A 23578-nucleotide genomic window follows, 5' to 3' on the forward strand; every position below is an offset into this window, starting at 1 on the left:
TGATGGTCTGACCATACGTGGTCCGACCACCAAGTGTACGAGGTGAGAGCCATCACAACAAGTCTTGACTATCGAGAAAGTTCCGACGTAGTATGGTCAGACCACACTTCGAAAGAGATATTTAGTATGCGGATCGCTCTCTTTGCCACATGCATCGTCGATGCCATGTACCCCGAAACAGCCAAGTCCACGGTGAAAATCCTGGAACGCTTGGGTCATGAGGTCATTTTCCCCAAGGCGCAGGCCTGCTGTGGGCAAATGCACATGAATTCCGGATACATGCCCGAAGCCCTGCCGGTGGTTGAAAACCATATCAATGCCTTTGACACCGACGACTACGACGTTGCCGTGGCCCCTTCCGGCTCCTGCGTCGCCTCGGTCAAGCACCAGCACCCCTACCTCGCCGAGCGCTTGGGCAAGCCGGAGCTGAAGGAACGCGCAGTGGCCGTTGGCAAGCGCACCTACGAGCTCTCGCAGCTGCTGGTCGACGTCCTGGGAATCACCGATGCCGCGAAGCAGCTGGGCAGCTACTTCCCCGAGACCATCACCTACCACCCGTCCTGCCACGGCATGCGCTCGCTGCAGCTCGGCGACCGCCAGCTCGACCTGCTCAAGACCGTCGGCGGCATCACCGTGAACGAGCTTCCGGAGGCCGACCAGTGCTGCGGCTTCGGCGGCACCTTCTCGATCAAGAACGCCGACGTCTCCTCCGCCATGCTCGAGGACAAGGTGAAGAACATCTGCTCCACCGGCGCTTCGGCCTGCTCGGGCGGCGACGCTTCCTGCCTGATGCACATCGGCGGCGGCCTGTCCCGCACCGGCGCCAAGCCAAAGACCCTGCACCTGGCCGACATCTTGGCCAGCACCATGGAAGAGACGGTGAAACTGTGAGCCAGGTATTCCTCGGCATGCCGGCCCCGGGAATGGGCAACCTGTTCGAGCAGGAGCCGTTCCCCCAGGCCGCGCACCGCGAACTGGGCAACACCCAGATGCGCAAGAACCTGCGCCACGCGACGCACACCATCCGCGACAAGCGCCTGCGCGTGGTCGGCGAACTGCCCGACTGGGAGCAGCTGCGCGATGCCGGCAGCGCCATCAAGAACTCCTCGATGATCAATCTTGAAGAGCGCCTGCTGGAATTCGAGAAGAACTTCACCGCCCGCGGCGGCGTGGTCCACTGGGCCCGCGACGCGGATGAGGCGAACAAGATCGTCACCGACCTGATCAAGGAAACCGGCTCCACCGAGGTCGTCAAGGTCAAGTCCATGGCGACGCAGGAAATCGGCCTGAACGAGCACCTGGAAACCCAGGGCATCGAAGCCTTCGAGACCGACCTGGCCGAGCTGATCGTCCAGCTGGGCCACGACAAGCCGAGCCACATCCTGGTCCCGGCCATCCACAAGAACCGCACCGAGGTGCGCGACATCTTCCTGAAGGAGATGCCGGTCGTGGATCCGGACCTGACCGACGAGCCGGCCCGGCTCGCGGAGGCCGCCCGCAAGCACCTGCGCAAGAAGTTCCTGGCCGCCAAGGTCGCCATCTCCGGCGCGAACTTCGCGCTGGCTGACACCGGAACCCTGGGCGTCGTGGAGTCCGAGGGCAACGGCCGCATGTGCCTGACCCTTCCCGAAACCCTGATCACCGTCATGGGCATCGAAAAGGTTCTCCCGAAGTGGGAGGACATCGAGGTGTTCATGCAGCTGCTGCCGCGCTCCTCCACCGGCGAGCGCATGAACCCGTACACCTCGCTGTGGACCGGCGTGAGCGAAGACGACGGACCGCAGAACGTGCACATCGTGCTGCTGGACAACGGCCGCTCCCGCGTGCTGGCCGACAAGTTCGGGCGCTCCGCGCTGAACTGCATCCGCTGTTCGGCCTGCATGAACGTCTGCCCGGTCTACGAGCGCACCGGCGGCCACGCCTACGGCTCGACCTACCCTGGTCCGATCGGCGCGATCCTCTCGCCGCTGATGACCGGCATCGAGGCCGAGGACAACGGCTCGCTGCCGTATGCCTCCTCGCTGTGCGGCGCCTGCTACGAGGCCTGCCCGGTGAAGATCAACATCCCGGAGATCCTGGTGCACCTGCGCGGGGACGACGTGGACGCGAACCGTGGCAAGCGCAAGATCCCGACCCAGATGGACCTGCTCATGAAGGGCGGCTCCTGGGCGCTGGGCAAGGGCAAGAACATCGGCCTGCTGGAGAAGGCGCTGCCGCTGGGCCGTCTGGCCGCCGGCAAGAGCAAGAAGATCAAGAAGCTTCCGGGCATCGCCGCCGGCTGGACCCAGTCCCGCGACATCCCTGCCCCGCCAAACAAGTCCTTCCGCGACTGGTGGAGCGACGAGAAGGAATCCAAGTGAGCGCCAAAGAAGAAATCCTCGGACGCATCCGTTCGGCCCTGGCCGACGCCCCGGCCGCCGAAGACATCCCGCGCGAGTACCGCACCAGCTCGGAGATGAGCGAAGAGCAACTCATCGAGATGCTCGTCGACCGCTTGGTCGACTACAAGGCCGGCGTGGACGTCATCGACGCCGCGCAGATCCCCGCCCTCGTGGCCGCGAAGCTGGGCCAGGCATCCTCGGTGGTCTACCCGCATGGGCTGGACACCGGCTGGCTGTCCGCGCTGCCGCAGGGCATCGCCCGGCGCATCGACGAGCCGGGCGCCCGGCTGAGTGTCGCCGAGCTGGACGAGACCAGCGCGGTGGTGACCTCCTCGGCGGTGTCCATCGCCGAATCCGGCACCATCATCCTTGACGGCGAGCCGGACCAGGGCCGCCGCGCGATTTCGCTGGTTCCCGATCACCACGTGTGCATCGTGCCGGTCTCCACGATCGTGCAGCTGCTGCCCGAGGCCATGCCCCGCCTGACCGTGACCCGGCCGTTGACGTGGATTTCCGGCCCGTCGGCCACCAGCGACATCGAGCTCGAACGCGTCGAGGGCGTGCACGGCCCGCGTGTGCTGGACGTTTTGCTGGTGCGCGGTCTGTAGCCGAATCGTACAAGGCCATCGCAGCCGGTTCCCACTCCTAACCTCCAGGGAACCGGCTGCGAATTTTTATGCCCGCGGGCTATCTGTTTTGATTGACGAGAAGCTTTTCGCGGCACCAAGCGCAGCACGATGGAGGACCGGCACGTGGGCACCAAGGACACACAGCGGGCGGCCCCGCGCGGACTGCCTGACGCCGCCCTGCGGTTCATCGGCTTCCTGTCCTTCTTCGACCGCTACGGCACCGCACCGATGCTGCTCATGCTGTCGGCCGGAACCGAGCTCTCCTTCGCCCAGGCCGTTGAGCTGATTGCCGCCTATGCCTTGCTCTACGCGGTGGGCCAGCCCTTCTGGGGATTGGTCAGCGACAAGTTCGGCAGGCTCACGGTACTGCGCTGCTCGCTGGTCGGCGCCGCGCTCGGCTCCATTGCCAGCGTGCTGTTCACCGCCTACCTGCCGTTGCTGCTGGCCCGGTCCTTCACCGGCCTGATGTTCGGGGCCATGTATCCCACGCTGCTGACCCTGCTCGGAGATACGCGCAAGGGCATTGAACGCGCCCGTGGCCTGTCGGACCTGCAGATCTATTCGTCCCTGGGCACCACGCTGGCGACCCTGGCCGCGGGACTGCTGGCCGCCTACCTCGATTGGCGGGTGGTCTTCATCCTTCCCGCCCTGGGCGCGGTTGCCGCGCTTGTGTCGCTGCGCGGGGTGCTGGAGCCGGCCCGCGCACACGCCACGATGAAGCTCGGGGCCGCAGTGCGGCCGTCCAACCTGCTGCTTTATGCGATAGTTTTCGTTGAAGGCGCGCTGCTAATGGGGTTGCTGACCTATATTGTTCCCGCCTTGCAGCAGTCAGGGGTAGGCGTCGGGCTCTCCGGTCTGCTCGGCTGCGGCTTCGCGCTGGGCGTGATCCTCGGGGCCCGACTGATGCGGCGGCTGGTGGCCCGATTCTCGCGCACCTGGCTAATCGGTATCGGCGGGGCGGTGCTGTTCCTGAGCTTCGTTCCCTCAGCATTCATCCCCTCCCCCGCCTCCTTCACCTTCACCGGGTTTTTCCTCGGTGCGGCGAACGCGATCATGCATTCATCCATGCAGGGCTGGGCCACCGACATTGCCCCTGAGGCCCGTGCGACAACCGTCTCGCTGTTCGTGTTCTCCCTGTTTTTCGGAGCCTCCACAATGACCTACCTGACCGCGGATCTTGCGGCCGCTGCCGGCTACGCACAGATTTTCGGCTACGGGCTTTGGCTCGGGATCGCGCTGGCAATCATCGCCACGCTGGCGCATGCCAGGTGGAGAGCCGCGAATCCCGCCTAGCTGTGCGTGATGAACTTCTCCGGCTCGTGGCGTATTTCCTCGCGTCTGTACGGTGCATCCTCCGGATTTCTTGGTTCAATAGACTTATCAATCGCTTTGAGGAAAGGCATCGGCCAGATGACCACGCCAAATAACGAACCCAACAATCCCTATTCTTCGGGCGGCAACCAGAACTGGTCGCAGCCAAGTTCCTCGTACCAGCCGCCGCAATACCAGGCCCCGCAGTACCATGGCCAGAACCAGCAGCATTTGGGCAACCAGCCGGGCTACGGCTATCCCATGGTGCATCCGGAAGGTGCGCAGCTGGCCCAGACCTCCATGATCCTGGGCATCATTTCCCTGTTCGTCGTGGGGATCGTCCTCGGCCCGATCGCAATTGTTAAGGCGAACAGGGCGGAGCGCGAATTCAACACTTCAGCCACCGTCGGCAAGGTCACCGGGTGGATTGGCACCATCTTTGGAGCGCTGGGGTTCTTGTACATAATCTTCATAATTCTCGCGGTCTTCGTATCCTTCCCCGTCGCCGGCGGTTTCGACTACTGATCTCATTCGGCCCGCGCAACCCGATCTAACGACAAAACCTCCGACCCACGCAGTGCGTGATTCGGAGGTTTTGCCGGTATCGGCCCCGTGCCGCCTTCCCCAAGGCGGCAGTCGAGAAAACTATTCTGCGGTCGGCAGGACGAACGAGGCGTCGATCTCGATCTTGACCTTGTCGCTGACCAGTACGCCGCCGGCTTCCAAAGCGGCATTCCAGGTGATGCCGAATTCCTTGCGGGAGATGGTGGTCGAGGCAGAGAAGCCTACGCGGGTGGCGCCGAAGGCATCCACAGCCTGGCCGCCCAGTTCGGTTTCCAGCTCAACCTGCTTGGTGACGCCGCGGATGGTCAGGTCGCCGATGAGCACGAACTCGTCTGCGTCGCCCTTGGTTCCGGTCGACTTGAAGGTCATGGTCGGGAACTGCTCGGCATCGAAGAAGTCGGCACTCTTCAAGTGGGCGTCTCGATTGGCATCCTTGGTGGAAACCGAAGCGATCTGGACGGTGGCCTCCACCGAGGAATCAGCCAGGCTCTCGCCGATGGTCAGGGTTGCATCGAATTCGGTGAAGCTGCCGCGGACCTTGGAGATGCCTGCGTGGCGAACCGAGAAGCCCACCTCGGAGTGCGAGGCGTCCAGGTTCCAGGTACCTGCGGTCAATGGCGAAGTTGCTGCTGCAGTCATGATCAATTCCTTCCGTCAGCACCTACTGGATTAGTTGATGCTTCAATTTGTTTTGCTGATATCAGTATTGCACCAATCAAGTTGAACCGTCAACCACTTATCGGTGAAATGTTGTCAAACTTCGACACGCAAACCATAAAAAACGCTATTGACTAGTCCATTCATTTTTCAAACTTTTTTGCCAGCCATGTTGCGCCAAGCAGGATTCATGGACAGGCGGGTCGCGTGAGTATCGAGACCCAGGAAACCCGTTATCGCGGAACAGGAAGATGAACTCGCTGCCGACCTGGAAGAAATCTGGCAGGAGGGGTCCACCACCACGGCCGCGAGCACCGAAGCCGCAGACGAGGTTGATGGACAACTTGAAACCCGAAACCAAGTCTGAACCCTCGTTGCGGTGGCCTTGGACGCTATCAATGATTAATACACAAGAGGTGTGTTCAGGGAACGTGCTGTTCCCGGAACACACCTCCGGTGCGTTGGATGGCGCCCAGCCCTATGGCTTGGTCACCAGCCCTTGGTCGACCATCCATTCGAAGGCGACATCCGAAGGTTCGCGTCCAACGACGTCCACCTGGTAGTTCATATCCATGAGAGCTTCATCAGTCAGCAGCGGAGCGATCTGCTCCATGATGTCCATTGCCTGCGGGAACTCGCGGATGAAATCACCGTTGAACGCCGGAGCGGCGTTATAGCTCGGGAAGTACTTCAGGTCGTCTTCCAGCACCGTCAGATCCAGCGCCTTGATGCGGCCGTCGGTCGTGAAGACTTCGCCGAAGTTGCAGGCCCCGTCGGCTGTGGCCTGGTAGATCGCACCGACATCGTACAGGCCGATGTTGTCTTCAGAGACGCCCTTGCCGCGGTCGATGTCATAATGCTTGAGCATCGGGGTCAAGCCGTCGCGGCGGGAGTTGAACTCGGGGTCAACGCAGAAGCTAAGTTCCTTCTTGTCCAGCTCTTTGAGCTGCGACAATTTGGTGATGCCCAGACGGTCCGCAGTCTCACGGTTCATGGCCATCGCATAGGTGTTGTTCAGCGGTGCCGGGTTTCCCCATACGATATTGTTCGCCACGTCCTCATCATGCACGGCCTGCCACTGCTTCTGCTCACCGGCAACCGGTTCTTCGTGACCGAGATAGGTCAGCCAGGCGGTGCCGGTATATTCCCAGAGCGCGCTGGCATCGCCGGAGAGCAGCAACTGGCGTGCGGGCTGCGAGCCGGGCACGTTGGTCAGGTCGGTGACGTTGAACCCTGCGACTTCCAGAGCAATCACGGTGATCTTGCCGAGCAGCAGCTGCTCGGTGAAGGACTTCGAGGTCACGGTGGCCTTGGCATCCTCCGGAAGGTCCGGGATGGGCTGGATGCTTCCCGGCGCCGATTCCGGCACATTGCCGGTGGAAGGGCTCAGTCCGCAACCGGTCAGGCCGATCAACGCGGCGAAGGACAAAGCGATGAGTTTCGATGTTCTTTTCATGAAAGTCCCTTCGGTCGTGCCAGCTGTTCAACCAGGCGACCTATCCAGTCGACGGTCAAAGCCAGCAGCGCCACCAGCAGCGAGCCGGCAATCAGCACGACGTTCAGGTTCAGGTTCACGCCAGTGGTGATCAAGATGCCCAGGCCGCCGCCGTTGATGAACGTCGCCAGCGTCGCGGTGCCCACGAGAAGCACCAAGGCGGTGCGGATTCCGGACAGCATCACGGGTACGGCCAGCGGCAGCTCGACCTTGAACAAGACGGCCAGCTGGCTCATGCCGATGCCGCGTCCGGCTTCCACCAGCCGCTGATCGACCTGTTGCAGGCCAACGATGGTATTGGACAGCACCGGCAGGATGGCGTAGATCACCAGCGAGATCACGGCGGTTTTCGGACCGAATCCCAGCCAGAAGGCCAGCAGGACGATCACGCCGATGGCCGGTGCGGCTTGGCCGAAGTTCGCGATGGCCCGGACGGCGGGAGCCGCCTTGCGCAGCGACGGGCGGGTGAGCAGGATCCCCAGCGGGATGGCAATCAGCAGCACGATCACGGTGGAAATCAGCGTGATCTGCAGATGCTCCTGCGTATATTTCCAGATCGTTGCCGGATCCAGGGTCTGGCGTTCGGTCTCGGTCAGGTCAGCGGTCACAAGCCAGATGACCAGCGCGGCGAATGCCGCGCCGATCGCCACCAGCTGATAAATCAGCCCCTTGGTCTCTTTGCTCATGCCGGCTCCCCACCGCGCTCCGCGGGCTCGACCTCGATATCCACCACGTTGATGGCGCCGGAATTCAAACCCACCGGAGCTTCGTGGTGATCGTCGGACGCGGAATTCGCCGCGGCGATCGCCTCCATCACCGTCTGCACCGTAATGATGCCCTTGAAGACATCGCGGCGGCCGGTCACCAGGGCGTATTCGGCACTGGCCACCAACATGGTGTCCAGTGCGTCGTTCAGCGTGGCCTGCTCGCCAACCACCGGAAGACCAGGGTCATAGGTGCCCTCGATGATCTCCATGCGGGAGAGCTGGCGGCGGCCAAGTCGGCGCAGCGGACGGCCCCTGGAGTCGAGCACCACGGCCAGTTTCCGCCCTGCGCCCTGCAGCTGCGAGAGCACATCCGAGGCCCGCTTGCCCGGGGTGGTGGTAATTGCATCCACCAGATCCACCTCGTTCACACGGGTCAACGTGAGCTGCTTCAGCCCTGCGCCGGAGCCGATGAAGTTCTCCACGAATTCGCTGGCCGGGTTGGCCAGGATGCGTTCAGGAGAATCGTACTGCTCCAGCTGCGCGCCCTCGTTGAAGATGGCGATCCAGTCCCCCAGCTTCACCGCTTCGTCGAAATCGTGGGTCACGCAGACAATGGTCTTCTGTACCTCGGACTGGATGTTCAGCAGCTCGTCCTGCAGGCGTTGGCGGGTGATCGGGTCCACCGCGCCGAAGGGCTCGTCCATGAGCAGCACCGGAGGATCGGCGGCCAGCGCGCGGGCCACGCCCACGCGCTGCTGCTGCCCGCCGGAGAGCTCCTTGGGGAAGCGGTCGCGGTACAGCTCGGGATCCAGCGAGACCAGTTCGAGCAGCTCGTCGACGCGGGCTGCGATCTTCGCCTTGTCCCAGCCGAGCATCTTGGGAACCATGGCAATGTTGGCCGCCACGGTCATATGCGGGAACAGGCCGCCGGCCTGGATCACGTAGCCGATGCGGCGGCGCAGCTCGTCGCCGTTCATCGTGGTGACGTCTTCGCCGTTGATGACGATCTGCCCGCTGGTCGGCTCGATCAGGCGGTTGATCATCTTCAGCGTCGTGGTCTTGCCGCAACCCGAAGGGCCGACGAACATGACGATGGATCCCGCCGGGATCTCAAGGGTCAGGCCACCCACGGCGGACTTCTTCTGCCCGGGGTAGGTCTTGGTTACTTCTTCGAGCATGATGGAAGCGCCGGAGACGGTGTGCTCCGAGACGCCGGATGCGGAATTTTTTGAATCAGACACGGATACCTCGCGGGGTAGTCAGTCGGCCGATGCCGAGCAAGATCAGGTCAAGAATGAGTGCCAGGATGACGACGCCGACTACTCCGACGACCACCGACTCAAGCGCATTGGCGCCGCCAAGCCGGGAGAGTCCGGAGAAGATGAATCCGCCGAGTCCAGGGCCCAGGGCGTATGAAACGACCGCGGCCACACCCATCACCATCTGGGCTGAGATGCGCACGCCGGTGAGGATGACCGGCCAGGCGATGGGGATTTCAACGGATACGAGCGTCTTGAGCCGGCTCATGCCAATCCCGCGAGCGGATTCGACGATGGTCGGCTCAATATTGTTCAGGCCCACGATCGCATTGCGCAGGATGGGCAGGGCGGCAAAGAATGTCACCACGATAACGGCGGGCGTCACGCCGAAGCCGAAAGGCACGATCAACAGACCGATGAGCGCAAAGGATGGAACGGTCAGGCCGACGGCACTGACTCCGTTGGCAATTCCCGCTAATGCTTTGTTCCGATACACCAGAACGGCGATCAAAACCGCGATGAACGTCGCCAGGATCAGGCACTGCGCGACCAGCGAGAAGTGCTGCCAGGAGGCGAAAAGTATTTGGCGAGATCGCTCGCCAATGAAATCTCCCACATTAAAACCTACTTCACTTTAGTTTCGTATTTAGCAGTGCAACCGAGTGCTGAGCCAGCCTCAGTTTCTTCCCACTTTAGTCCCGCTTTCAGGGCGAAACTAGTTGGGTTTCCCGTATACAGCATTTGACTAGGTTGTATTTATTGAGGCAGGCCTTGTTTCGAATGTCCGGATTACGGGTGCGCAGTCGCGGGAAATGTAGTTCGATAGGTATATGAAACTAGCTACCCTTCGCCTGGCCAGCGACCCCGGCCATACGACCGCAGCAGTCATCGAGGACGACCGGATTTACTACCTGGAAAATCTGGACACCGTGCAGCGCTTTCTGCGCCTGAACGATGCCATCCAGCAGGAAGTTCTGGCCCGCGCCTTGGTCGGCGATTCGATCGCCGAGGGTGAAGCCGACTACGCCCCGGTCATCCCGAATCCCAGCAAGGTGTACTGCATCGGGCTCAACTACAAGGCGCACGCAGCGGAGGTTGGCAAGGAGCTGCCGGAGTACCCTTCGGTGTTCGCGAAGTTCGCTTCCACGCTGTGCGGCGCAAACGACGACATCGAAGTCCCACCGGAGGACCACCGCCTGGACTACGAAGCCGAGCTGGCCATCATCATCGGCAAGCCCGGGCGACGCATCGCCGCCGAGCAGGCAGAAGAGCATATCGCGGGATACGCGGTCAGCAGCGACGTGTCGCTGCGCGGCTACCAAGGACGCACCTCCGAATGGCTGCAGGGCAAGGTCTGGGACAGAACCACTCCGTTGGGCCCCTGGCTCGTGACCCCAGACGAGCTCAAGCCCGACGCGCGCATCACCAGTGTCGTGAACGGCGAGACCGTCCAGGACAGCACCATTGACGACTTGATCTTCTCCGCGGCGGAACTTGTTGCCTATCTGTCGGTCATGAACGAGCTGCAGCCTGGCGACGTCATCCTCACCGGCACCCCCGCGGGTGTTGCCCTGGGCCGGCGCAACGAGCACAACCGCCACCCCTGGCTCAAGGCCGGCGATGTCCTGGAAACCAGCATCGAGGGGCTTGGCACGTCCCGGGTGACCTTCAAGGCAGCCGCCCCGGAATAGCGCGCTCCACGGACGATTCCACTCCCGCATTCATCACGTCGAATGCGGGAGCGGAGTTGTCCGGAGACGAGAATTTTCGACATAAACGTGACAGTTATTGCCGTTCATCGAAAATTCCCACGCCTCTGGCGCACGTTGCTGGATCGGAATTTTCTTCACTGGGATCTTATTTTCACCGCAGAAGAATCCGATCTCAGGCACTTTTCGCCTGCTTGAATGTCGAAAATTCGGCTGGATCCCCGCGAAATCCCATAGTCCAACCCGCGCATCCGACCCTCACCTGACAAGGCGGCACATCGGGGAACCCTGGCCAAGGTTACCGTTTGTGACATCCGTCTCAGCTTCCTATAAAGTGAGTCACAGCAAGCAATCCGTCTACATCAACGGACTGCATACTCTTCACTCGCACGAAGGAACTTTTCTATGGATGCCTTGGCCACCACACTTGGTGACATCTCCTCGGTAATTTGGGGACCGTTTGTCCTCATCCCGCTTTTGCTGGGTACCGGTTTATACCTGACCATCCGCCTGGGCGGCCTGCAGCTAGTCAAGCTTGGGGCCTCCCTGCGCTTGGGATTGCTCAAGCGCAAGGACGCGGGAGCCGAAGGCGACATCTCGCAGTTCCAGGCCCTGACCACGGCGCTGGCCGCAACCGTCGGCACCGGCAACATCGTTGGTGTTGCCACCGCCATCGGCATTGGCGGCCCTGGCGCCCTGTTCTGGATGTGGGTTACCGGCCTGCTGGGCATGGCCTCGAAATACTCCGAAGCTTTCCTCGGCGTCCGCTACCGCGGCACCGACGCTGCCGGCGAAAAGTCCGGTGGTCCGCAGTACTATCTTGAACGCGGCATCAAGGGCCCGTTCGGCAAGTTCCTGGCTTTGTTCTTCGCCATTGCGGCAACTCTTGCCTGCTTCGGCATCGGCAACATGACCCAGGGCAACTCGATTTCCGCCAACATGGAAAACTCCTTCAACGTGGCTCCGTGGGTCACCGGCCTGGTCCTGACTGTGCTGGCCATGGCCGTGCTGGTCGGCGGCATCAAGTCCATCGGCAAGGTCACCGCCGGCTTCGTCCCGGTCATGATCATCTTCTACGTTGCCGCAGCGCTGTACATCCTGATCGCCAACGTCGGTGGAATTCCCGCCGCTTTCGCGCAGATCTTCACCGATGCTTTCACCGGCACCTCGGCAGTCGGCGGCTTCGCCGGTTCGGCCATCATCATCGCCGTGCAGTTCGGTGTGGCCCGCGGTATCTTCTCGAACGAGTCGGGCATGGGTTCGGCAGCTATCGCAGCAGCGGCTGCGCAGACCACCCACCCGGTACGCCAGGGCTTGGTCTCCATGACCCAGACCTTCATCGATACCATCATCGTGGTCACCTGCACCGGCCTGGTCATCATCACTACCGGGGTGTGGAACATGACCGATCCGGAAACCGGGGAGCAGATCTCCGCAGCACTGATGACCGGCCAGGCATTCAGCTACGGCTTGCCGGGCCAGTGGGGCCACTGGATCGTGACCCTCGGCCTGGTCATGTTCGCCTTCTCGACCATCCTCGGCTGGTCCTACTACGGTGAGCGCAATATCGAACGCCTCATCGGCCGCCGCGCCGTCATGCCGTTCCGCGTGGTCTTCTCGCTGATCGTGTTCGTCGGCTGCACCACCGAGCTGACCGCGGTCTGGAACTTCTCCGACATGATGAATGGCCTGATGGCTCTGCCGAACCTCATCGGCTTGCTGATCATGTCCGGACTCATCGCCCGCGAAACCAAGTGGTACCTCAAGAACGACCCGAAGCTGGAAGCCGACAAGGCCCAGATCGAGGACTTCATGGCAGGCCGCCCAGGCTGGGCCGAGTGGAAGTCCGGCGATGTCGTGGGCTCGTCGCACAAGTACGGCGGCGACGTCCAGGAACCGGATCCAATCCGCTAATTCGAAACGCGGACTCCGTCCCTGCGCCCTCCCTGATTCACGGATCAGGGAGGGCGCTGTTTTATTCTCCGAAACGCAGTCCAACCCAGTCGGCGGCCCAGGCCACCAGCACACCAAAAAGCATCCCTCCCGGCGAGCCGCCGGGAGGGATGCAACGGTGCTGTGTATCAGATGCCTAGGCGTTCCACAGGCCGTAGGAATCGGCCAGATCGGCGATTTTCTGTGCTCGGGCCAGTCGTGGCAGGTAGGAACCGTCGCCCACCGAGGCGCCCGCCGCGTGGGCTTCGAGCAGCTCCATGGCCCAGGACAGCTCGTCCTCGCTCGGTGCAAGCCCTGCGTTGATGCCGTCCACGTGGTCGCGCGAAAGCGACAGCTTTCCGGTCATGCCCATCGATGCGGTCACCAGGGTCTCCTCGGTGACCTTGGCTCCGTCGGAGCCTGCAGGAGGCGGGCCGTCGATGGCGCCAGGCAGCTTGCCCACGCGGGATGCGACCACGAGCTTGCCGCGGGCGTAGGCCAAGGCCAGCGGGTCGTCGGAGACGCCGGTGTCCTTGCGGAAGTCGTTCACGCCGAAGGCCAGGCGGAAGGTGCCGGGAGCCGAGGCAATGGCAGTAGCATTCTCGATGCCGACTGCTGATTCGATCAGCGCCAGCACCGGGGTTCCGGCACGAAGGCGCATCGCGGTGTAGGTGACCTGTTCAGGTTTTTCGGTCATGGCCAGCATGACGCCGCGCAGGCCGGGAGTGGCCGACAGAGCTGCCAAGTCATCGGACCAGTAGTCGGTGTCGATGCCGTTGACACGCACCCAGGCGGTCATGCCGTTGGAAAGCGCGTGGACCACCTTGTCACGGGCTTCTGCCTTCTTGTCATCGGGCACCGCGGCTTCCATGTCGAAGATGACTGAGTCCGCTTCCGAGGCCAGGGCCGGGGCAAAATCTTCGTCCTTGGCCGCATTAACCAATAGCCAGGATCGGGACAACTTTGCCGGGAGAGCCGCTGCTCGACGATTTCGAAATGCCATGATCCAAGACTACTCATTGACCCGTCATCGGCACTAATGAGCTCGAACACAATTAACTCTATTCCCACCTCTGGCATTGCACTTCCCGCGGAAATTCGACTATTGAACGAGATTCGGATGCTGTAATGTCACTCACTGGGCTCGTATGAGCTCGCACCAGTACGACCGGCGTCCCGCGGGGCGATGCACGAAAGGGGCACCACGTGGCGCACGAATCCACGGATACTGCCAGCGAGAACGGACCGGAGCTCCAACGCGCCCTGTCCAACCGACATATCCAGCTGCTTGCGATTGGCGGTGCCATCGGCACCGGCCTGTTCATGGGCTCCGGCAAAACCATCTCAGTGGCCGGCCCATCGGTCATCCTCGTCTACATGATCATCGGCTTCATGCTGTACTTCGTCATGCGGGCCATGGGCGAACTGCTGCTCAGCCGCAGCAGCTACCGCAACTTCTCCGACTTCGCTGGAGACATCCTCGGTCCCTGGGCCGCGTTCTTCACCGGCTGGACCTACTGGTTCTGCTGGATCGTCACCGGCGTGGCCGACGTGATCGTGATTGCCTCGGTCTACGTAACCTTCTGGCTGCCGCTGATCCCGACCTGGATTCCTGCACTGGTTGTCATCGTGGCGCTTATCGCGCTGAACCTCCCCTCGGTGCGGGGATTCGGCGAAACCGAATTCTGGTTCGCGCTGATCAAGATCGCGGCCATCGTGCTGCTGATCGTGATCGGCCTGGTCATGGTGTTCACCGGCTTCGAGCACGACGGCGCCCGGGCTTCCTTCCTTAACCTGTTCAACGTGGGTGGTGGCTTCTTCGGAGGCGGGCTCATGGGCTTCATCATGGGCTTCCAAATCGCGGTCTTCGCGTTCGTGGGCATCGAGCTGGTGGGCACGGCGGCGGCGGAAACCAAGAACCCCGAGCACAACCTCCCCAAGGCCGTTAACGCCATTCCGGTCCGCGTACTGCTGTTCTACGTCGGCTCGCTGGCTGTGCTGATGTCAGTGGTTCCGTGGGACCGCTTCGATGCGGACAACTCCCCGTTCGTGATGCTGTTCTCCCTGGCCGGGTTGGGCGCCGCTGCGCACATCGTCAACATGGTGGTGCTGACCTCTGCCATGTCCTCCGCGAACTCCGGCATCTATTCCACCTCGCGCATGGTGTTCGGCCTGTCCACGGACGGCAACGCCCCCAAGGCGTTCTCCAAGCTGACCAGCCGCCAGGTTCCGCGCAACGCGCTGTTCCTCTCCGGCGTGGTGCTGCTCAGCGCGATCGTCCTGCTGGTCTTCGGGCTGGGCGAGTCCAAGGGCTTCACCATCGTCACCACGATTTCCTCGCTGTGCTTCATCTTCGTCTGGAGCATCATCCTGATCAGCTACATCGTCTACCGCAAGCGCCGCCCGCAGGCCCACGACGAGTCGATCTTCAAGGTCCCCGGCGGCACGTTCATGCCGTGGGTAGTTTTGGCCTTCTTCGTGTTCCTGCTGTGGGCCTTCACCCAGGACCCGGACACCCTGTTGGGGATGTACGCGGCCCCGATCTGGTTCGCGCTGGTCGGTCTCGGATACCTGCTGCTGCGCAAGAATCCGAAGCACCAGCAGCTGCGCCGGGACCACGAGGTGCGCATCGCCCAGGAGAAGCGCGATGCAGCCGCCTATCTCGAGGCCAAGGGCTCGCGCTTGTCGCACTAGGCGAGGTGCGCCAGGGACGATCCCCCATACGGAGAGGGCCGTTGGAACCAGTTCTGATTCCAGCGGCCCTCTCGTTCTTTCGCTGCGGCATGGGCCGCCGAAAGGGCCTTCGACCTCTCACCGAAATATGACTTTTTTTCGTGTAATGAAATTTATTTTCCACTATGCGATTTGCCATGCTGGTACTGTAGCTCGGAAAAATCCCGACGAAGACGCCTCGCCGGATCCGTAAACCCAACGGTCCCCTCAGTGCCCCAACGAAAGATCCAACAGGCTGCTAAAGCTCCGCAGCCAGTGGATTGTTCGTCCTATCGGAGGAAGATATGGAAGCGTCAAACATTCATGCCGTCGCCCGCGATCTGCGCCACGCCACACGCTGCGGCTCACCACTCACGCCTGCCGGATTCGAAGCCCTGGATCTCGAGCTCGCCTGCGAAATCGCTGCCTTGGGCCGCGAACTTGCACTAGCTGACGGCGACCGCGTCGCGGGCTACAAAATCGGCCTGACCGCAGCGTCCGCGCGCGCCTCATACAGGTACGAATCCCCGGTCCACGGATACGTTTTGGAAAGCACGCTGTCGCCCTCCGGTAGTTTCGTCGAGACACAACAGCTCAGCAATCCGATGGTGGAGGCGGAAATCGCGTTCACCATCGGTTCGCCGCTCGACGACCCCGCCACTTCGGTGCAAGACGTCATCGAGGCCACCGAGTCCGTGGCCCCTGCGTTGGAAATCATCGACAGCCGCTGGTCCGGAGGAGCTGCAAGTCTCCCGCTGCTCGTCGCCGACAACACGAATGCGGCCGCGGCCGTGGTTGGCGAACCGGTCCGGCTACCTGCCGATATCGCCGACGCGACGAGCCTGCTGACAGTCGGCGGGGCGCAGCATCCCGGCTCCACCGACTCCGTCCTGGGCAACCCGCTCGAATCCGTCGCATGGTTGGCCCGCCACCTCGCAGCGCTGGGTTCGGGATTGAAGCCGGGCGACGTCGTGCTCAGCGGCTCCATGAACGTACCGGTGTCGCTGGGCAATGCTGCCGCAGCGTCCGCCCAAATCAGCAGGCTGGGTACCGTGCATGCCTCATTCCGCTAATCCCGGGTGCAATTCCGGCCGGAGCCCCGGCGAAGAGTCGCTCCGAACAGGAGCGCAGCAACCGAATCCCGGTACTCGCTGCCCGGGCCTGTTCCATTCTGGTAGCGCAGGTCCATCAGTCTCGTAGTGGTAAGCCCAAACCGGCTCTTCAGGATTCAGAGTGTAACCGCCTAAAACCAACACCCCGGAGCAGTTCCCGTCCGGCCTCCAGCTTAGTTCTTTCGCGCGGCGAGCACGCTGTACGGAACGTCCTCCCCGACGAAGCTGATCTCCAGCAGCCGGGTCCGCTGCGCGTACCGCGAGTAGGCTGCCGGAATCAGCAGATGGAGGCGGCCGGACACCGTGCTGAAGAACAGCAGGCTGCCATCCTTCCAATTTGCGGTGTGCCCCTGCCCGAACTTCTCGCCGCGCGACAAAACGCTTTCCGAGAAGCCGTTGAGCATCTGCATGGTGTCCTCCGGGCCCATGCCCCGAACCAGGAATTCTGGATGGCCAACCTTGCTCAGCCCAACTGTGTAACCGTAGGATCCGCTGGTTGCATCTGCTTCGACGTAGACAATGGATCTGCCGTATTCCTGGATGTGGCGGTTCGTTTTGGCATTGACTTGTTCCCTGGTCATGCCATTGCACATATCGCACATGTCATTTCCTCTCCGTGCTCAGCGCACCGAAGTGCTGTCGGCAGGGGCGCTATCGAGTGCGTGTTTCGGTCGTACTCCGAACACCCGCAAATCCTCGGCGTCGAGCAATTCATCGTAGATACGCAGCCCAGCCAAGGGGTCGGTGATGTCCACGACCTCCAGCGAGGGGAAGAACGGCGTCGACGTGATCCCTTCCCGGAAGGCCTTGCCGCGACGGAGCACCTGCTCGATCAGGTGGAGCAGGAAACAGCGCGCGGACTCTTCGCAGTCCGCGGTGACCACGAGTTCCGGATGCCCGTAGCTGCTGAGCCCGATGGAAAATGCCGCGAAGGTCCGGCCGTCGTCGGGAAGGTACGCCACCACCGCGAATCCCGCCTCGTCCAGTTCCCGCGCGATCCTGTACATGAAATCTTCATCGGGTGTGCTGCTTATGAAACTTAAGGTTCCTCCGGACGTTTCCATAAGTGTCCTCCCTAGGTAGTGAGCCGAGATATTCCCAGTCTCAGCGCGCTTCCGGGGGACCAGCGCGGTGCGGTGCGACATGTGGACAACGGATGCCGCCCATTCCGGATCATCGCGGTGAATCCCGCGGCAACGAAAAACGCCGTCCCGAATCGAATGATTCGGAACGGCGAATTCCGGTGGCGGCAGCTCTCCAACTGCCGCCTATGAGCTCCCTCGCAGGGGAATCTTTACAGCGCGCCCGACGCCTTGGCAGCGGCGCCAACGGCTGCAGCAACGGCCGGCATCACACGGTCGTCCAGCGCCGAAGGAATGATGTAGTCGGCGGCCAGGTCGTCGCCGGTGAGTTCGGCGATGGCGTGGGCGGCTGCGACCTTCATTTCCTCGGTGATCTTCTTGGCGCCAGAATCCAGCGCGCCGCGGAAGATGCCCGGGAATGCGAGCACGTTGTTGATCTGGTTCGGGAAGTCGCTGCGGCCGGTGGCGACCACTGCCGCGTACTTGGCGGCGACATCCGGCATGACTTCCGGGGACGGGTTAGACAGGGCGAAGATGATCGCGTCCTTGTTCATCTTGGCCAGCGCTTCCTCCGGGAAGGTCGAGGAAGACAGGCCGACCACGACGTCCGCGCCGTCCAGCGCCTCGGCCAGTCCGCCCATCACGTCGTCGCGGTTGGTGCGGGCGGCCAGGTCTGCCTTGAACTGGTTCAGGTCGTTGCGCTCGCGGTGGATGGTGCCGCGCGAGTCGAGCACGATCACGTCGTCGACGCCGGCGGACAGCAGCAGGTTGGTCACGGCGACGCCGGCCGAACCGGCACCGGAGACGACAACCTTCATGGAGCTGATGTCCCGCTTGACCTGGCGTGCTGCACCGATCAGGGCCGCGAGGACCACCACGGCGGTTCCATGCTGGTCATCGTGCATGACCGGAACGTCGAGTTCCTCGATCAGTCGGCGCTCGATCTCGAAGCAGCGTGGGGCGGAGATGTCTTCCAGATTCACTGCGCCGAAGCTTGGCTGCAGGCGGACGATCGTCTCGACGATTTCATCGACGTTCTTGGTATCCAGCACCAACGGGATGGAATCCAGGCCGCCGAATTCCTTGAACAGGGCGCTCTTTCCTTCCATAACCGGAAGCGAGGCGGCGGCGCCGATGTCGCCAAGGCCCAGCACCGCGGTGCCGTCGGAGACCACGGCGACCAAGCGGGAGGCCCAGGTGTGGGTGGCGTGTTTTGCCGGATCATCCGCGATGGCCTGCGATACCTTGGCGACACCCGGGGTGTAGGCAATGGACAGATCGCGCTTGGAGGTCAGCGGCATCTTGGACTGGACGCTCAGCTTGCCGCCGAGGTGGGAGTCGAAGATTTCGGTGTCGGTGATGGTGGACAGGTCTTTAGTGGATTCAACAGACATTGAATAGCTCTACTTTCAAGAAAGTTCTGAATGACGAAAACGCAGTACCCACGAAACTTGTGGAATAGCGTAGGAACGCGCATGACCATTCATCCGACCGCAATGGATCTTGAGGCTGCGCAGTTAAGGCAGGTATCAAGCGTCCATGTGCACAGTTCCCCGAGCGAAGCAGCCTGGTAAGGCGAAGCGTTCCCCACGGTGTGCCGGAAGATGGCTGGTCAGTACTTTCTTTAGACCTACGATTTCCACCATACGGGAACCGCTGGTCGCTAGACAACCCCCATTCGTCGCATCACCGTCATAAAGTTTCATAATCGGCATCTGGAAGGCCTCGGTCACCAACCGTGCGGCCAGGGCGGTTCTCAGGCAAAATGAGACCTATGGCAACTCCGACTTCCGCGCTGGGCAAGGTGCGCACCTTCGAGGCACTCGATGAAAAAACCACCGCGAGGCTGCGCCGCGCGCTGGCCGAATCCAGCGACACGACGGTATTCGTCAACGGCACCGCCCTGCAGATCCCCAAGGATGCCCACGACGCGTTGATCGAAGTGCTCTCGCGCTTCGCCGCCGGGGACTCGGTCACCATCGGCACCGCCGAACTGCTGCTGAACACCTCACAGGCGGCCCAGATGGCGGGGATTTCCAACAGCTATCTTCGCAAGCTCGCGGACTCCGGAATCATTCCGGTGGAATACCGGGGCACGCATCGCCGCATCCGCCCCAGCGCCATCCAGGCTTGGCTGGACTCCCGCGAGAGCCCGTCATCCAGGGCGAACTGACAGCGAAATTGCGGTTTTCGGGGCCTAGGATCTTGCCAAGCACCTGTTTTCCTGTTGGAATACCAAAGTATTCTATTTGAAAACTTTTCTGCGCCACTGAACGTCGCAGTCGCCGCGCTCCCGCTACCGTGGGGCCGGCCGATCCAGGAGGACCCATGTCAACCGATCAGCGTTCCATCCAGGACGTGCAGGAAGCGCTCTTCTCCCGGCGCGCCGCCGGAATCAAGCAGTCGGCGGTCCGCGACGTGTTCGAGCTGTCGCTGGATCCTTCGCTGGTTTCGCTGGCCGGCGGCAACCCGTACCTACAGCTGCTGCCGCTTCAGAAAGTCGGCGAGCTGGCCCAGCGCATCATCGTCGAGCAGGGGCCGGTGGCCCTGCAATACGGCTCCGGTCTGGGAACCCCCGAGCTACGCGCGCAGATCATCGAAGTCATGGCTGCCGAGGGCATCACGAACGTGGGTATCGAGGACGTGGTGGTCACCAACGGCTCGCAGTCAGCCCAGGACATGGCCTGCAAGGTTTTCTGCGACCCTGGCGACACCGTCCTGTGCGAAGATCCCACCTATGTGGGCGCGCTGAACACCTTCGAGGCCTACCAGGTCAAGGCCCGCCCGGTGGGCACCGATGAGAACGGGCTCATCCCCGACGCGCTGCGCGCCCGCATCGCCGAGCTGCGCGCCGCCGGCGAGCGAATCAAGTTCCTCTACACCATTCCGAACTTCAACAACCCCTCGGGAATCACGCTGGCCGCCGAGCGCCGGAGCGAAATCGTCGAGATCTGCCGCGAGGCCGGCATCCTGATCCTCGAGGACAACCCGTACGGCATGCTGCGCTACGAGGGCGAGGCTGCCCCGACGCTGCGCAGTCTGGATGCGCAGAACGTCATCTACATGGGTTCCTTCTCCAAGATCTTCGCCCCGGGCCTGCGCATCGGCTGGGCTGCGGTGCCCACCAACCTGTTCCGCCGCTTCTACCTGGCCGGCGAGGCCGTGGCGCTGTGCCCGCCGACGTTGAACCAGATGATCATCAGCGCCTACTTGGACGAGCATGACTGGAAGGGCCAGATTGCCAAGTACAACGATTTGTATCGTTCGCGCCGCGACGCCATGCTGGCCGCGCTGGGCGAGCATTTGCCGGCGGGGATCACCCATACCCATCCGGAGGGCGGATTCTTCATCTGGCTGACGCTGCCCGAGGGCATCGACACCTACGAGCTACTGCAGCAGGGTGTGAAGGCCGGGGTCATCTTCATTCCGGGGGCGGCGTTCAGCCCTTCGGGAGAGGCCAGCAACAAGCTGCGGCTGGCGTTCTGCTCGGTGGACGAGGAAACCATCGCCGAGGGCGTGCGCCGTCTCTCGCTGCTGCTCGAGCAGGCCATCGCCTCCAAGGGAAGCTAGCCGCCAGCCCTTCTCAGAAAACCCACAGTGCCTCCTGTGATGGGCCATGATCCGTGCGTCTACGGTAGTGAACACGGCAATCAATCCCATGTCACCTGCTTCAAGGAGCGCGCTATGAATCCCCCACCACGCTGGTTCGGACACCGACAGTTGCCCCGGCCCGAAGAAGATCTTGAGGACCAGGGTCTGTCCTTCGACGTCGGCACCCTGATCGAGCGGCGCAAGGTCCTGGCCGGGATGGGAGTGGGCACGCTCGCGTTCGCCCTGGCGGCCTGTTCCCCCACCGGCACCCAGGGTTCCCCTTCCCCGTCCACCGCCGCAGAGATCCCTGACGAGACCGCCGGCCCGTACCCGGGCGACGGGTCCAATGGGCCCGATGTGCTGGAGCAAAGCGGAATCGTCCGCAGCGACATCCGCTCCAGCTTCGGCACCAGCACCACCACGGCTGAGGGCATCCCGATGACCCTTGAACTGAAGATCGTGGACATGGCCAACAACAACCAGCCCTTCGAGGGTGTGGCCGTGTACGTGTGGCACTGCGACCGGTCCGGGGAATACTCCATGTACTCCAGCGGTCTGGAAAATGAGAACTACCTGCGCGGGGTCCAGGTGGCCGATGCCGAGGGTCTGGTGCGCTACACCAGCATCTTCCCTGCATGTTATGCCGGGCGCTGGCCGCACATCCACTTCGAGGTGTACCCGGATACCGGGTCGATTACCGACCACACCACGGCGATCGCCACCTCGCAGGTCGCCTTGCCGCAGGAAACCTGTACCGCGGTGTACGCCACCACCGGCTACGAGCAGTCGGTGAAGAACCTGCAGGGCGTGAGTCTGGACTCGGACAATGTCTTCGGCGATGATTCGGGGGCCACCCAGCTGGCGACCGTCACCGGAGATACAAGCGCCGGCTACACCGTGCGCCTCACGGTCAATGTGAATACGAACACCGAGGCTACCGGCGGAGGAGCCCCGGGAGGCGGCGGTGCTCCAGGCGGCGCAGGGGCCCCAGGCGGCGGAGGGGCCCCAGGAGGCATGCCTAGCGGGCGTCCTCCTGCACTGCCCGATGGGCAGCAACCTGGCACCGACCCGACTGCTTCAGCGCCGGCCGGCTCGTAGTGGCCGAGGGCCGCAATGGCTCGGGCGCAGGGCCCTGTCGGACTCCGAGTTGGGCAGGCGATCGCCCGGACCTAGCTGCGGTTGGGGATGGTGCGCGAACGCCCGCGCATATGGATCAGGTGGGTGGTGCTGCCGTCCTGGTTGTCGCGGGTGACCTCGATGTCGAACAGCCCGCTGCGCCCGGCATGGCCCACCAGCTTGGCGGTGGCGGTGGTGGTATCCCCGGAGAATCCCGGATTCATGAAGTTCACGTCCACCCTGGAGGCCACGGTGATGGTGCTTGCATCGCTGTGGGGGTCGTTGCAGACCAGGGCGAAGGCGGTATCCGCGAAGGCGACGATCATGCCGCCCTGCGCGATGCCGTAGCCGTTGAGCATGTCATCGCGCAGCCGCATCTTGATCACCACGTCGCCGTAGTCAGCGCGCAGCACCCCTGCGCCCAGCCACTGGGCGGACTTGTCGTTGGCGAATGCCGGGTGCTCGTGCGGCGCCACGGCCGCCTTGCCTGTGCTCATGCAGGACAGCCTACGCCGTCGCGGCGCAACCGAGCGGCTTGTCAGGCCAGCCGTCCCCCGAAGTCGTCGGCGATGTCCTGCGCGGCCCGGCGCAGGCGCGGCACCAGCTGCTCGGTGATGCTCTGCAGGTCCGCGCGCCCGCGCTGCACCGAAATGTTCAGCGCGCCCAGCAGCTGGTCTCCCCGGTACACCGGCACGGCCAGCCCGCGCAGGCCCTCGTCCAGTTCCTGGTTCACCAGCGACCAGCCCTGCTCCTTCACCTGGGCCAGCTCCGCGCGCAGCTGCTCCAGGTTCGCCACGGTGTGCTCGGTGTAGCGCTGCAGGTCGATCTGCGCCAAGAACTCCTTCTGCTCTGCGTCGCCCAGCTCGGCGATCAGCACACGGCCCATCGAGGTGACCCAGGCAGGAAGCCGGTTGCCGATGGACACGTTCATCGAATACAGCCGCGGCGAGGACACCCGCTCGATGTACAGGATGTCCTGGCCTTCCAAGACGCACAGTGCGGCACTTTCCTCCAGCTCGCGGGCCAGGCTTTCCAGGTGTAAGGTGGCGGCCTTGGGCAGCGTCAGCCCGGAAAGGTAGGAGGCTCCCAGGTCCAGCACGCGCGGGGTCAGGCGGAAGTTCGCTCCGTTGGCTTCCAGGTAGCCCAGGTCGGTGAGGGTCAGCAGGAAGCGGCGGGCGGAGGCGCGGGTCTGTTCGGTGGCGGCGGCGACCTGGCTGACGGTCATCTCCGGGTTTCCGCCGTTGAAGGCGAGCAGGACGGCCAGGGTCTTCTCCGTGGATTTAACAAAGTAGTCCGGCCGCTGCGTCACAGTCGATTCTCC

At 62.8% G+C, this 23578-nt stretch carries 23 protein-coding genes; 12 read left to right on the forward strand and 11 right to left on the reverse strand.

What is annotated here, in order from left to right:
• Positions 1-126 precede the first annotated feature (126 nt).
• The 5 genes from ACTX90_RS14675 to ACTX90_RS14695 all read left to right on the forward strand — a co-directional run bounded on the left by ACTX90_RS14675 (position 127) and on the right by ACTX90_RS14695 (position 4846).
• The gene (locus ACTX90_RS14675; RefSeq protein WP_047120083.1) at positions 127-891 is read left to right on the forward strand and encodes a (Fe-S)-binding protein; all 765 of its coding nucleotides are present in this window, start codon (positions 127-129) and stop codon (positions 889-891) included.
• 17 nt (positions 892-908) lie between these two features.
• Positions 909-2360 (forward strand): LutB/LldF family L-lactate oxidation iron-sulfur protein, encoded by a 1452-nt coding sequence (locus ACTX90_RS14680; protein WP_113607227.1) that lies wholly within the window; start codon positions 909-911, stop codon positions 2358-2360.
• Positions 2357-2989, forward strand: a complete 633-nt coding sequence (locus tag ACTX90_RS14685) for a LutC/YkgG family protein (protein ID WP_047120084.1) — start codon at positions 2357-2359, stop codon at positions 2987-2989. The genes ACTX90_RS14680 and ACTX90_RS14685 overlap by 4 nt, the downstream gene beginning before the upstream one ends.
• Before the next feature lie 144 nt (positions 2990-3133).
• Positions 3134-4303 (forward strand): MFS transporter, encoded by a 1170-nt coding sequence (locus ACTX90_RS14690; protein WP_244910841.1) that lies wholly within the window; start codon positions 3134-3136, stop codon positions 4301-4303.
• 117 nt (positions 4304-4420) lie between these two features.
• On the forward strand, positions 4421-4846 hold the full coding sequence (locus tag ACTX90_RS14695) for a DUF4190 domain-containing protein (RefSeq protein WP_113606983.1): 426 nt from the start codon (positions 4421-4423) through the stop codon (positions 4844-4846).
• Positions 4847-4966: 120 nt separating this feature from the next.
• Here the strand turns inward: ACTX90_RS14695 and ACTX90_RS14700 are convergent, their stop codons facing one another.
• From ACTX90_RS14700 to ACTX90_RS14720, 5 genes are all read right to left on the reverse strand, one after another.
• Positions 4967-5524, reverse strand: a complete 558-nt coding sequence (locus tag ACTX90_RS14700) for a YceI family protein (protein WP_047120086.1) — start codon at positions 5522-5524, stop codon at positions 4967-4969.
• A 496-nt stretch (positions 5525-6020) separates the two neighbouring features.
• Positions 6021-6998 (reverse strand): glycine betaine ABC transporter substrate-binding protein, encoded by a 978-nt coding sequence (locus tag ACTX90_RS14705; RefSeq protein WP_443442294.1) that lies wholly within the window; start codon positions 6996-6998, stop codon positions 6021-6023.
• Positions 6995-7723, reverse strand: a complete 729-nt coding sequence (locus ACTX90_RS14710; RefSeq protein ID WP_047120088.1) for an ABC transporter permease — start codon at positions 7721-7723, stop codon at positions 6995-6997. Before ACTX90_RS14710 ends, ACTX90_RS14705 begins: the two co-directional genes overlap by 4 nt.
• The gene (locus ACTX90_RS14715; protein WP_053799472.1) at positions 7720-8922 is read right to left on the reverse strand and encodes an ABC transporter ATP-binding protein; all 1203 of its coding nucleotides are present in this window, start codon (positions 8920-8922) and stop codon (positions 7720-7722) included. Before ACTX90_RS14715 ends, ACTX90_RS14710 begins: the two co-directional genes overlap by 4 nt.
• A gap of 55 nt (positions 8923-8977) precedes the next feature.
• Positions 8978-9619, reverse strand: coding sequence for an ABC transporter permease (locus ACTX90_RS14720; RefSeq protein WP_053798780.1), 642 nt, complete (start codon positions 9617-9619; stop codon positions 8978-8980).
• Positions 9620-9833: 214 nt separating this feature from the next.
• Here ACTX90_RS14720 and ACTX90_RS14725 point away from each other — a divergent pair, with 214 nt between their 5' ends.
• Complete coding sequence (locus ACTX90_RS14725; protein WP_113606985.1) at positions 9834-10694, forward strand: fumarylacetoacetate hydrolase family protein; 861 nt, start codon at positions 9834-9836, stop codon at positions 10692-10694.
• A gap of 423 nt (positions 10695-11117) precedes the next feature.
• Positions 11118-12626: an alanine/glycine:cation symporter family protein gene (locus tag ACTX90_RS14730; RefSeq protein WP_053798782.1), complete on the forward strand. Its 1509-nt coding sequence runs from the start codon at positions 11118-11120 to the stop codon at positions 12624-12626.
• A 175-nt stretch (positions 12627-12801) separates the two neighbouring features.
• Here the strand turns inward: ACTX90_RS14730 and ACTX90_RS14735 are convergent, their stop codons facing one another.
• Positions 12802-13647, reverse strand: a complete 846-nt coding sequence (locus ACTX90_RS14735) for an HpcH/HpaI aldolase/citrate lyase family protein (RefSeq protein ID WP_047120092.1) — start codon at positions 13645-13647, stop codon at positions 12802-12804.
• Between the two features lie 203 nt (positions 13648-13850).
• Here ACTX90_RS14735 and ACTX90_RS14740 point away from each other — a divergent pair, with 203 nt between their 5' ends.
• On the forward strand, positions 13851-15338 hold the full coding sequence (locus tag ACTX90_RS14740; RefSeq protein ID WP_424678251.1) for an amino acid permease: 1488 nt from the start codon (positions 13851-13853) through the stop codon (positions 15336-15338).
• Positions 15339-15661: 323 nt separating this feature from the next.
• Complete coding sequence (locus tag ACTX90_RS14745; protein ID WP_113606986.1) at positions 15662-16429, forward strand: 2-keto-4-pentenoate hydratase; 768 nt, start codon at positions 15662-15664, stop codon at positions 16427-16429.
• A gap of 212 nt (positions 16430-16641) precedes the next feature.
• Here the strand turns inward: ACTX90_RS14745 and ACTX90_RS14750 are convergent, their stop codons facing one another.
• The 3 genes from ACTX90_RS14750 to ACTX90_RS14760 all read right to left on the reverse strand — a co-directional run bounded on the left by ACTX90_RS14750 (position 16642) and on the right by ACTX90_RS14760 (position 18944).
• On the reverse strand, positions 16642-17049 hold the full coding sequence (locus ACTX90_RS14750) for a DUF4262 domain-containing protein (RefSeq protein ID WP_161447255.1): 408 nt from the start codon (positions 17047-17049) through the stop codon (positions 16642-16644).
• Between the two features lie 39 nt (positions 17050-17088).
• The gene (locus tag ACTX90_RS14755) at positions 17089-17532 is read right to left on the reverse strand and encodes a hypothetical protein (RefSeq protein ID WP_146955948.1); all 444 of its coding nucleotides are present in this window, start codon (positions 17530-17532) and stop codon (positions 17089-17091) included.
• Between the two features lie 230 nt (positions 17533-17762).
• Positions 17763-18944 (reverse strand): NAD(P)-dependent malic enzyme, encoded by a 1182-nt coding sequence (locus ACTX90_RS14760; RefSeq protein WP_113606988.1) that lies wholly within the window; start codon positions 18942-18944, stop codon positions 17763-17765.
• A 380-nt stretch (positions 18945-19324) separates the two neighbouring features.
• On the opposite strand from ACTX90_RS14760, the gene ACTX90_RS14765 reads away from it, so the two are divergent.
• From ACTX90_RS14765 to ACTX90_RS14775, 3 genes are all read left to right on the forward strand, one after another.
• The gene (locus tag ACTX90_RS14765; protein WP_443442295.1) at positions 19325-19723 is read left to right on the forward strand and encodes a helix-turn-helix domain-containing protein; all 399 of its coding nucleotides are present in this window, start codon (positions 19325-19327) and stop codon (positions 19721-19723) included.
• A gap of 155 nt (positions 19724-19878) precedes the next feature.
• The gene (locus ACTX90_RS14770; RefSeq protein WP_113606990.1) at positions 19879-21120 is read left to right on the forward strand and encodes an aminotransferase-like domain-containing protein; all 1242 of its coding nucleotides are present in this window, start codon (positions 19879-19881) and stop codon (positions 21118-21120) included.
• A gap of 114 nt (positions 21121-21234) precedes the next feature.
• A complete protein-coding gene (locus ACTX90_RS14775) occupies positions 21235-22239 on the forward strand; it encodes an intradiol ring-cleavage dioxygenase (RefSeq protein WP_443442296.1) in 1005 nt (334 codons plus the stop codon).
• Between the two features lie 71 nt (positions 22240-22310).
• On the opposite strand, the gene ACTX90_RS14780 is transcribed toward ACTX90_RS14775, so the two are convergent.
• Together ACTX90_RS14780 and ACTX90_RS14785 are read right to left on the reverse strand one after the other, a co-directional pair.
• On the reverse strand, positions 22311-22754 hold the full coding sequence (locus ACTX90_RS14780) for a hotdog fold thioesterase (protein WP_443442297.1): 444 nt from the start codon (positions 22752-22754) through the stop codon (positions 22311-22313).
• A gap of 41 nt (positions 22755-22795) precedes the next feature.
• A complete protein-coding gene (locus ACTX90_RS14785; RefSeq protein ID WP_443442298.1) occupies positions 22796-23566 on the reverse strand; it encodes an IclR family transcriptional regulator domain-containing protein in 771 nt (256 codons plus the stop codon).
• Positions 23567-23578: the final 12 nt, after the last annotated feature.

This window comes from Glutamicibacter soli, from assembly GCF_052322135.1.
GTDB classification, from domain to species: domain Bacteria; phylum Actinomycetota; class Actinomycetes; order Actinomycetales; family Micrococcaceae; genus Glutamicibacter; species Glutamicibacter soli.

What these genes read in the sequence shown, in the direction of transcription:
- ACTX90_RS14675 (WP_047120083.1), top strand. Translation starts at nt 127, where the DNA reads ATGCGGATCGCTCTCTTTGCCACATGCATCGTCGATGCCATGTACCCC.
- ACTX90_RS14680 (WP_113607227.1), top strand. Translation starts at nt 909, where the DNA reads ATGCCGGCCCCGGGAATGGGCAACCTGTTCGAGCAGGAGCCGTTCCCC.
- ACTX90_RS14695 (WP_113606983.1), top strand. Translation starts at nt 4,421, where the DNA reads ATGACCACGCCAAATAACGAACCCAACAATCCCTATTCTTCGGGCGGC.
- ACTX90_RS14700 (WP_047120086.1), bottom strand. Translation starts at nt 5,524, where the DNA reads ATGACTGCAGCAGCAACTTCGCCATTGACCGCAGGTACCTGGAACCTG.
- ACTX90_RS14705 (WP_443442294.1), bottom strand. Translation starts at nt 6,998, where the DNA reads ATGAAAAGAACATCGAAACTCATCGCTTTGTCCTTCGCCGCGTTGATC.
- ACTX90_RS14710 (WP_047120088.1), bottom strand. Translation starts at nt 7,723, where the DNA reads ATGAGCAAAGAGACCAAGGGGCTGATTTATCAGCTGGTGGCGATCGGC.
- ACTX90_RS14715 (WP_053799472.1), bottom strand. Translation starts at nt 8,922, where the DNA reads ATGCTCGAAGAAGTAACCAAGACCTACCCCGGGCAGAAGAAGTCCGCC.
- ACTX90_RS14725 (WP_113606985.1), top strand. Translation starts at nt 9,834, where the DNA reads ATGAAACTAGCTACCCTTCGCCTGGCCAGCGACCCCGGCCATACGACC.
- ACTX90_RS14730 (WP_053798782.1), top strand. Translation starts at nt 11,118, where the DNA reads ATGGATGCCTTGGCCACCACACTTGGTGACATCTCCTCGGTAATTTGG.
- ACTX90_RS14735 (WP_047120092.1), bottom strand. Translation starts at nt 13,647, where the DNA reads ATGGCATTTCGAAATCGTCGAGCAGCGGCTCTCCCGGCAAAGTTGTCC.
- ACTX90_RS14745 (WP_113606986.1), top strand. Translation starts at nt 15,662, where the DNA reads ATGGAAGCGTCAAACATTCATGCCGTCGCCCGCGATCTGCGCCACGCC.
- ACTX90_RS14750 (WP_161447255.1), bottom strand. Translation starts at nt 17,049, where the DNA reads ATGACCAGGGAACAAGTCAATGCCAAAACGAACCGCCACATCCAGGAA.
- ACTX90_RS14755 (WP_146955948.1), bottom strand. Translation starts at nt 17,532, where the DNA reads ATGGAAACGTCCGGAGGAACCTTAAGTTTCATAAGCAGCACACCCGAT.
- ACTX90_RS14760 (WP_113606988.1), bottom strand. Translation starts at nt 18,944, where the DNA reads ATGTCTGTTGAATCCACTAAAGACCTGTCCACCATCACCGACACCGAA.
- ACTX90_RS14765 (WP_443442295.1), top strand. Translation starts at nt 19,325, where the DNA reads ATGGCAACTCCGACTTCCGCGCTGGGCAAGGTGCGCACCTTCGAGGCA.
- ACTX90_RS14770 (WP_113606990.1), top strand. Translation starts at nt 19,879, where the DNA reads ATGTCAACCGATCAGCGTTCCATCCAGGACGTGCAGGAAGCGCTCTTC.
- ACTX90_RS14775 (WP_443442296.1), top strand. Translation starts at nt 21,235, where the DNA reads ATGAATCCCCCACCACGCTGGTTCGGACACCGACAGTTGCCCCGGCCC.
- ACTX90_RS14780 (WP_443442297.1), bottom strand. Translation starts at nt 22,754, where the DNA reads ATGAGCACAGGCAAGGCGGCCGTGGCGCCGCACGAGCACCCGGCATTC.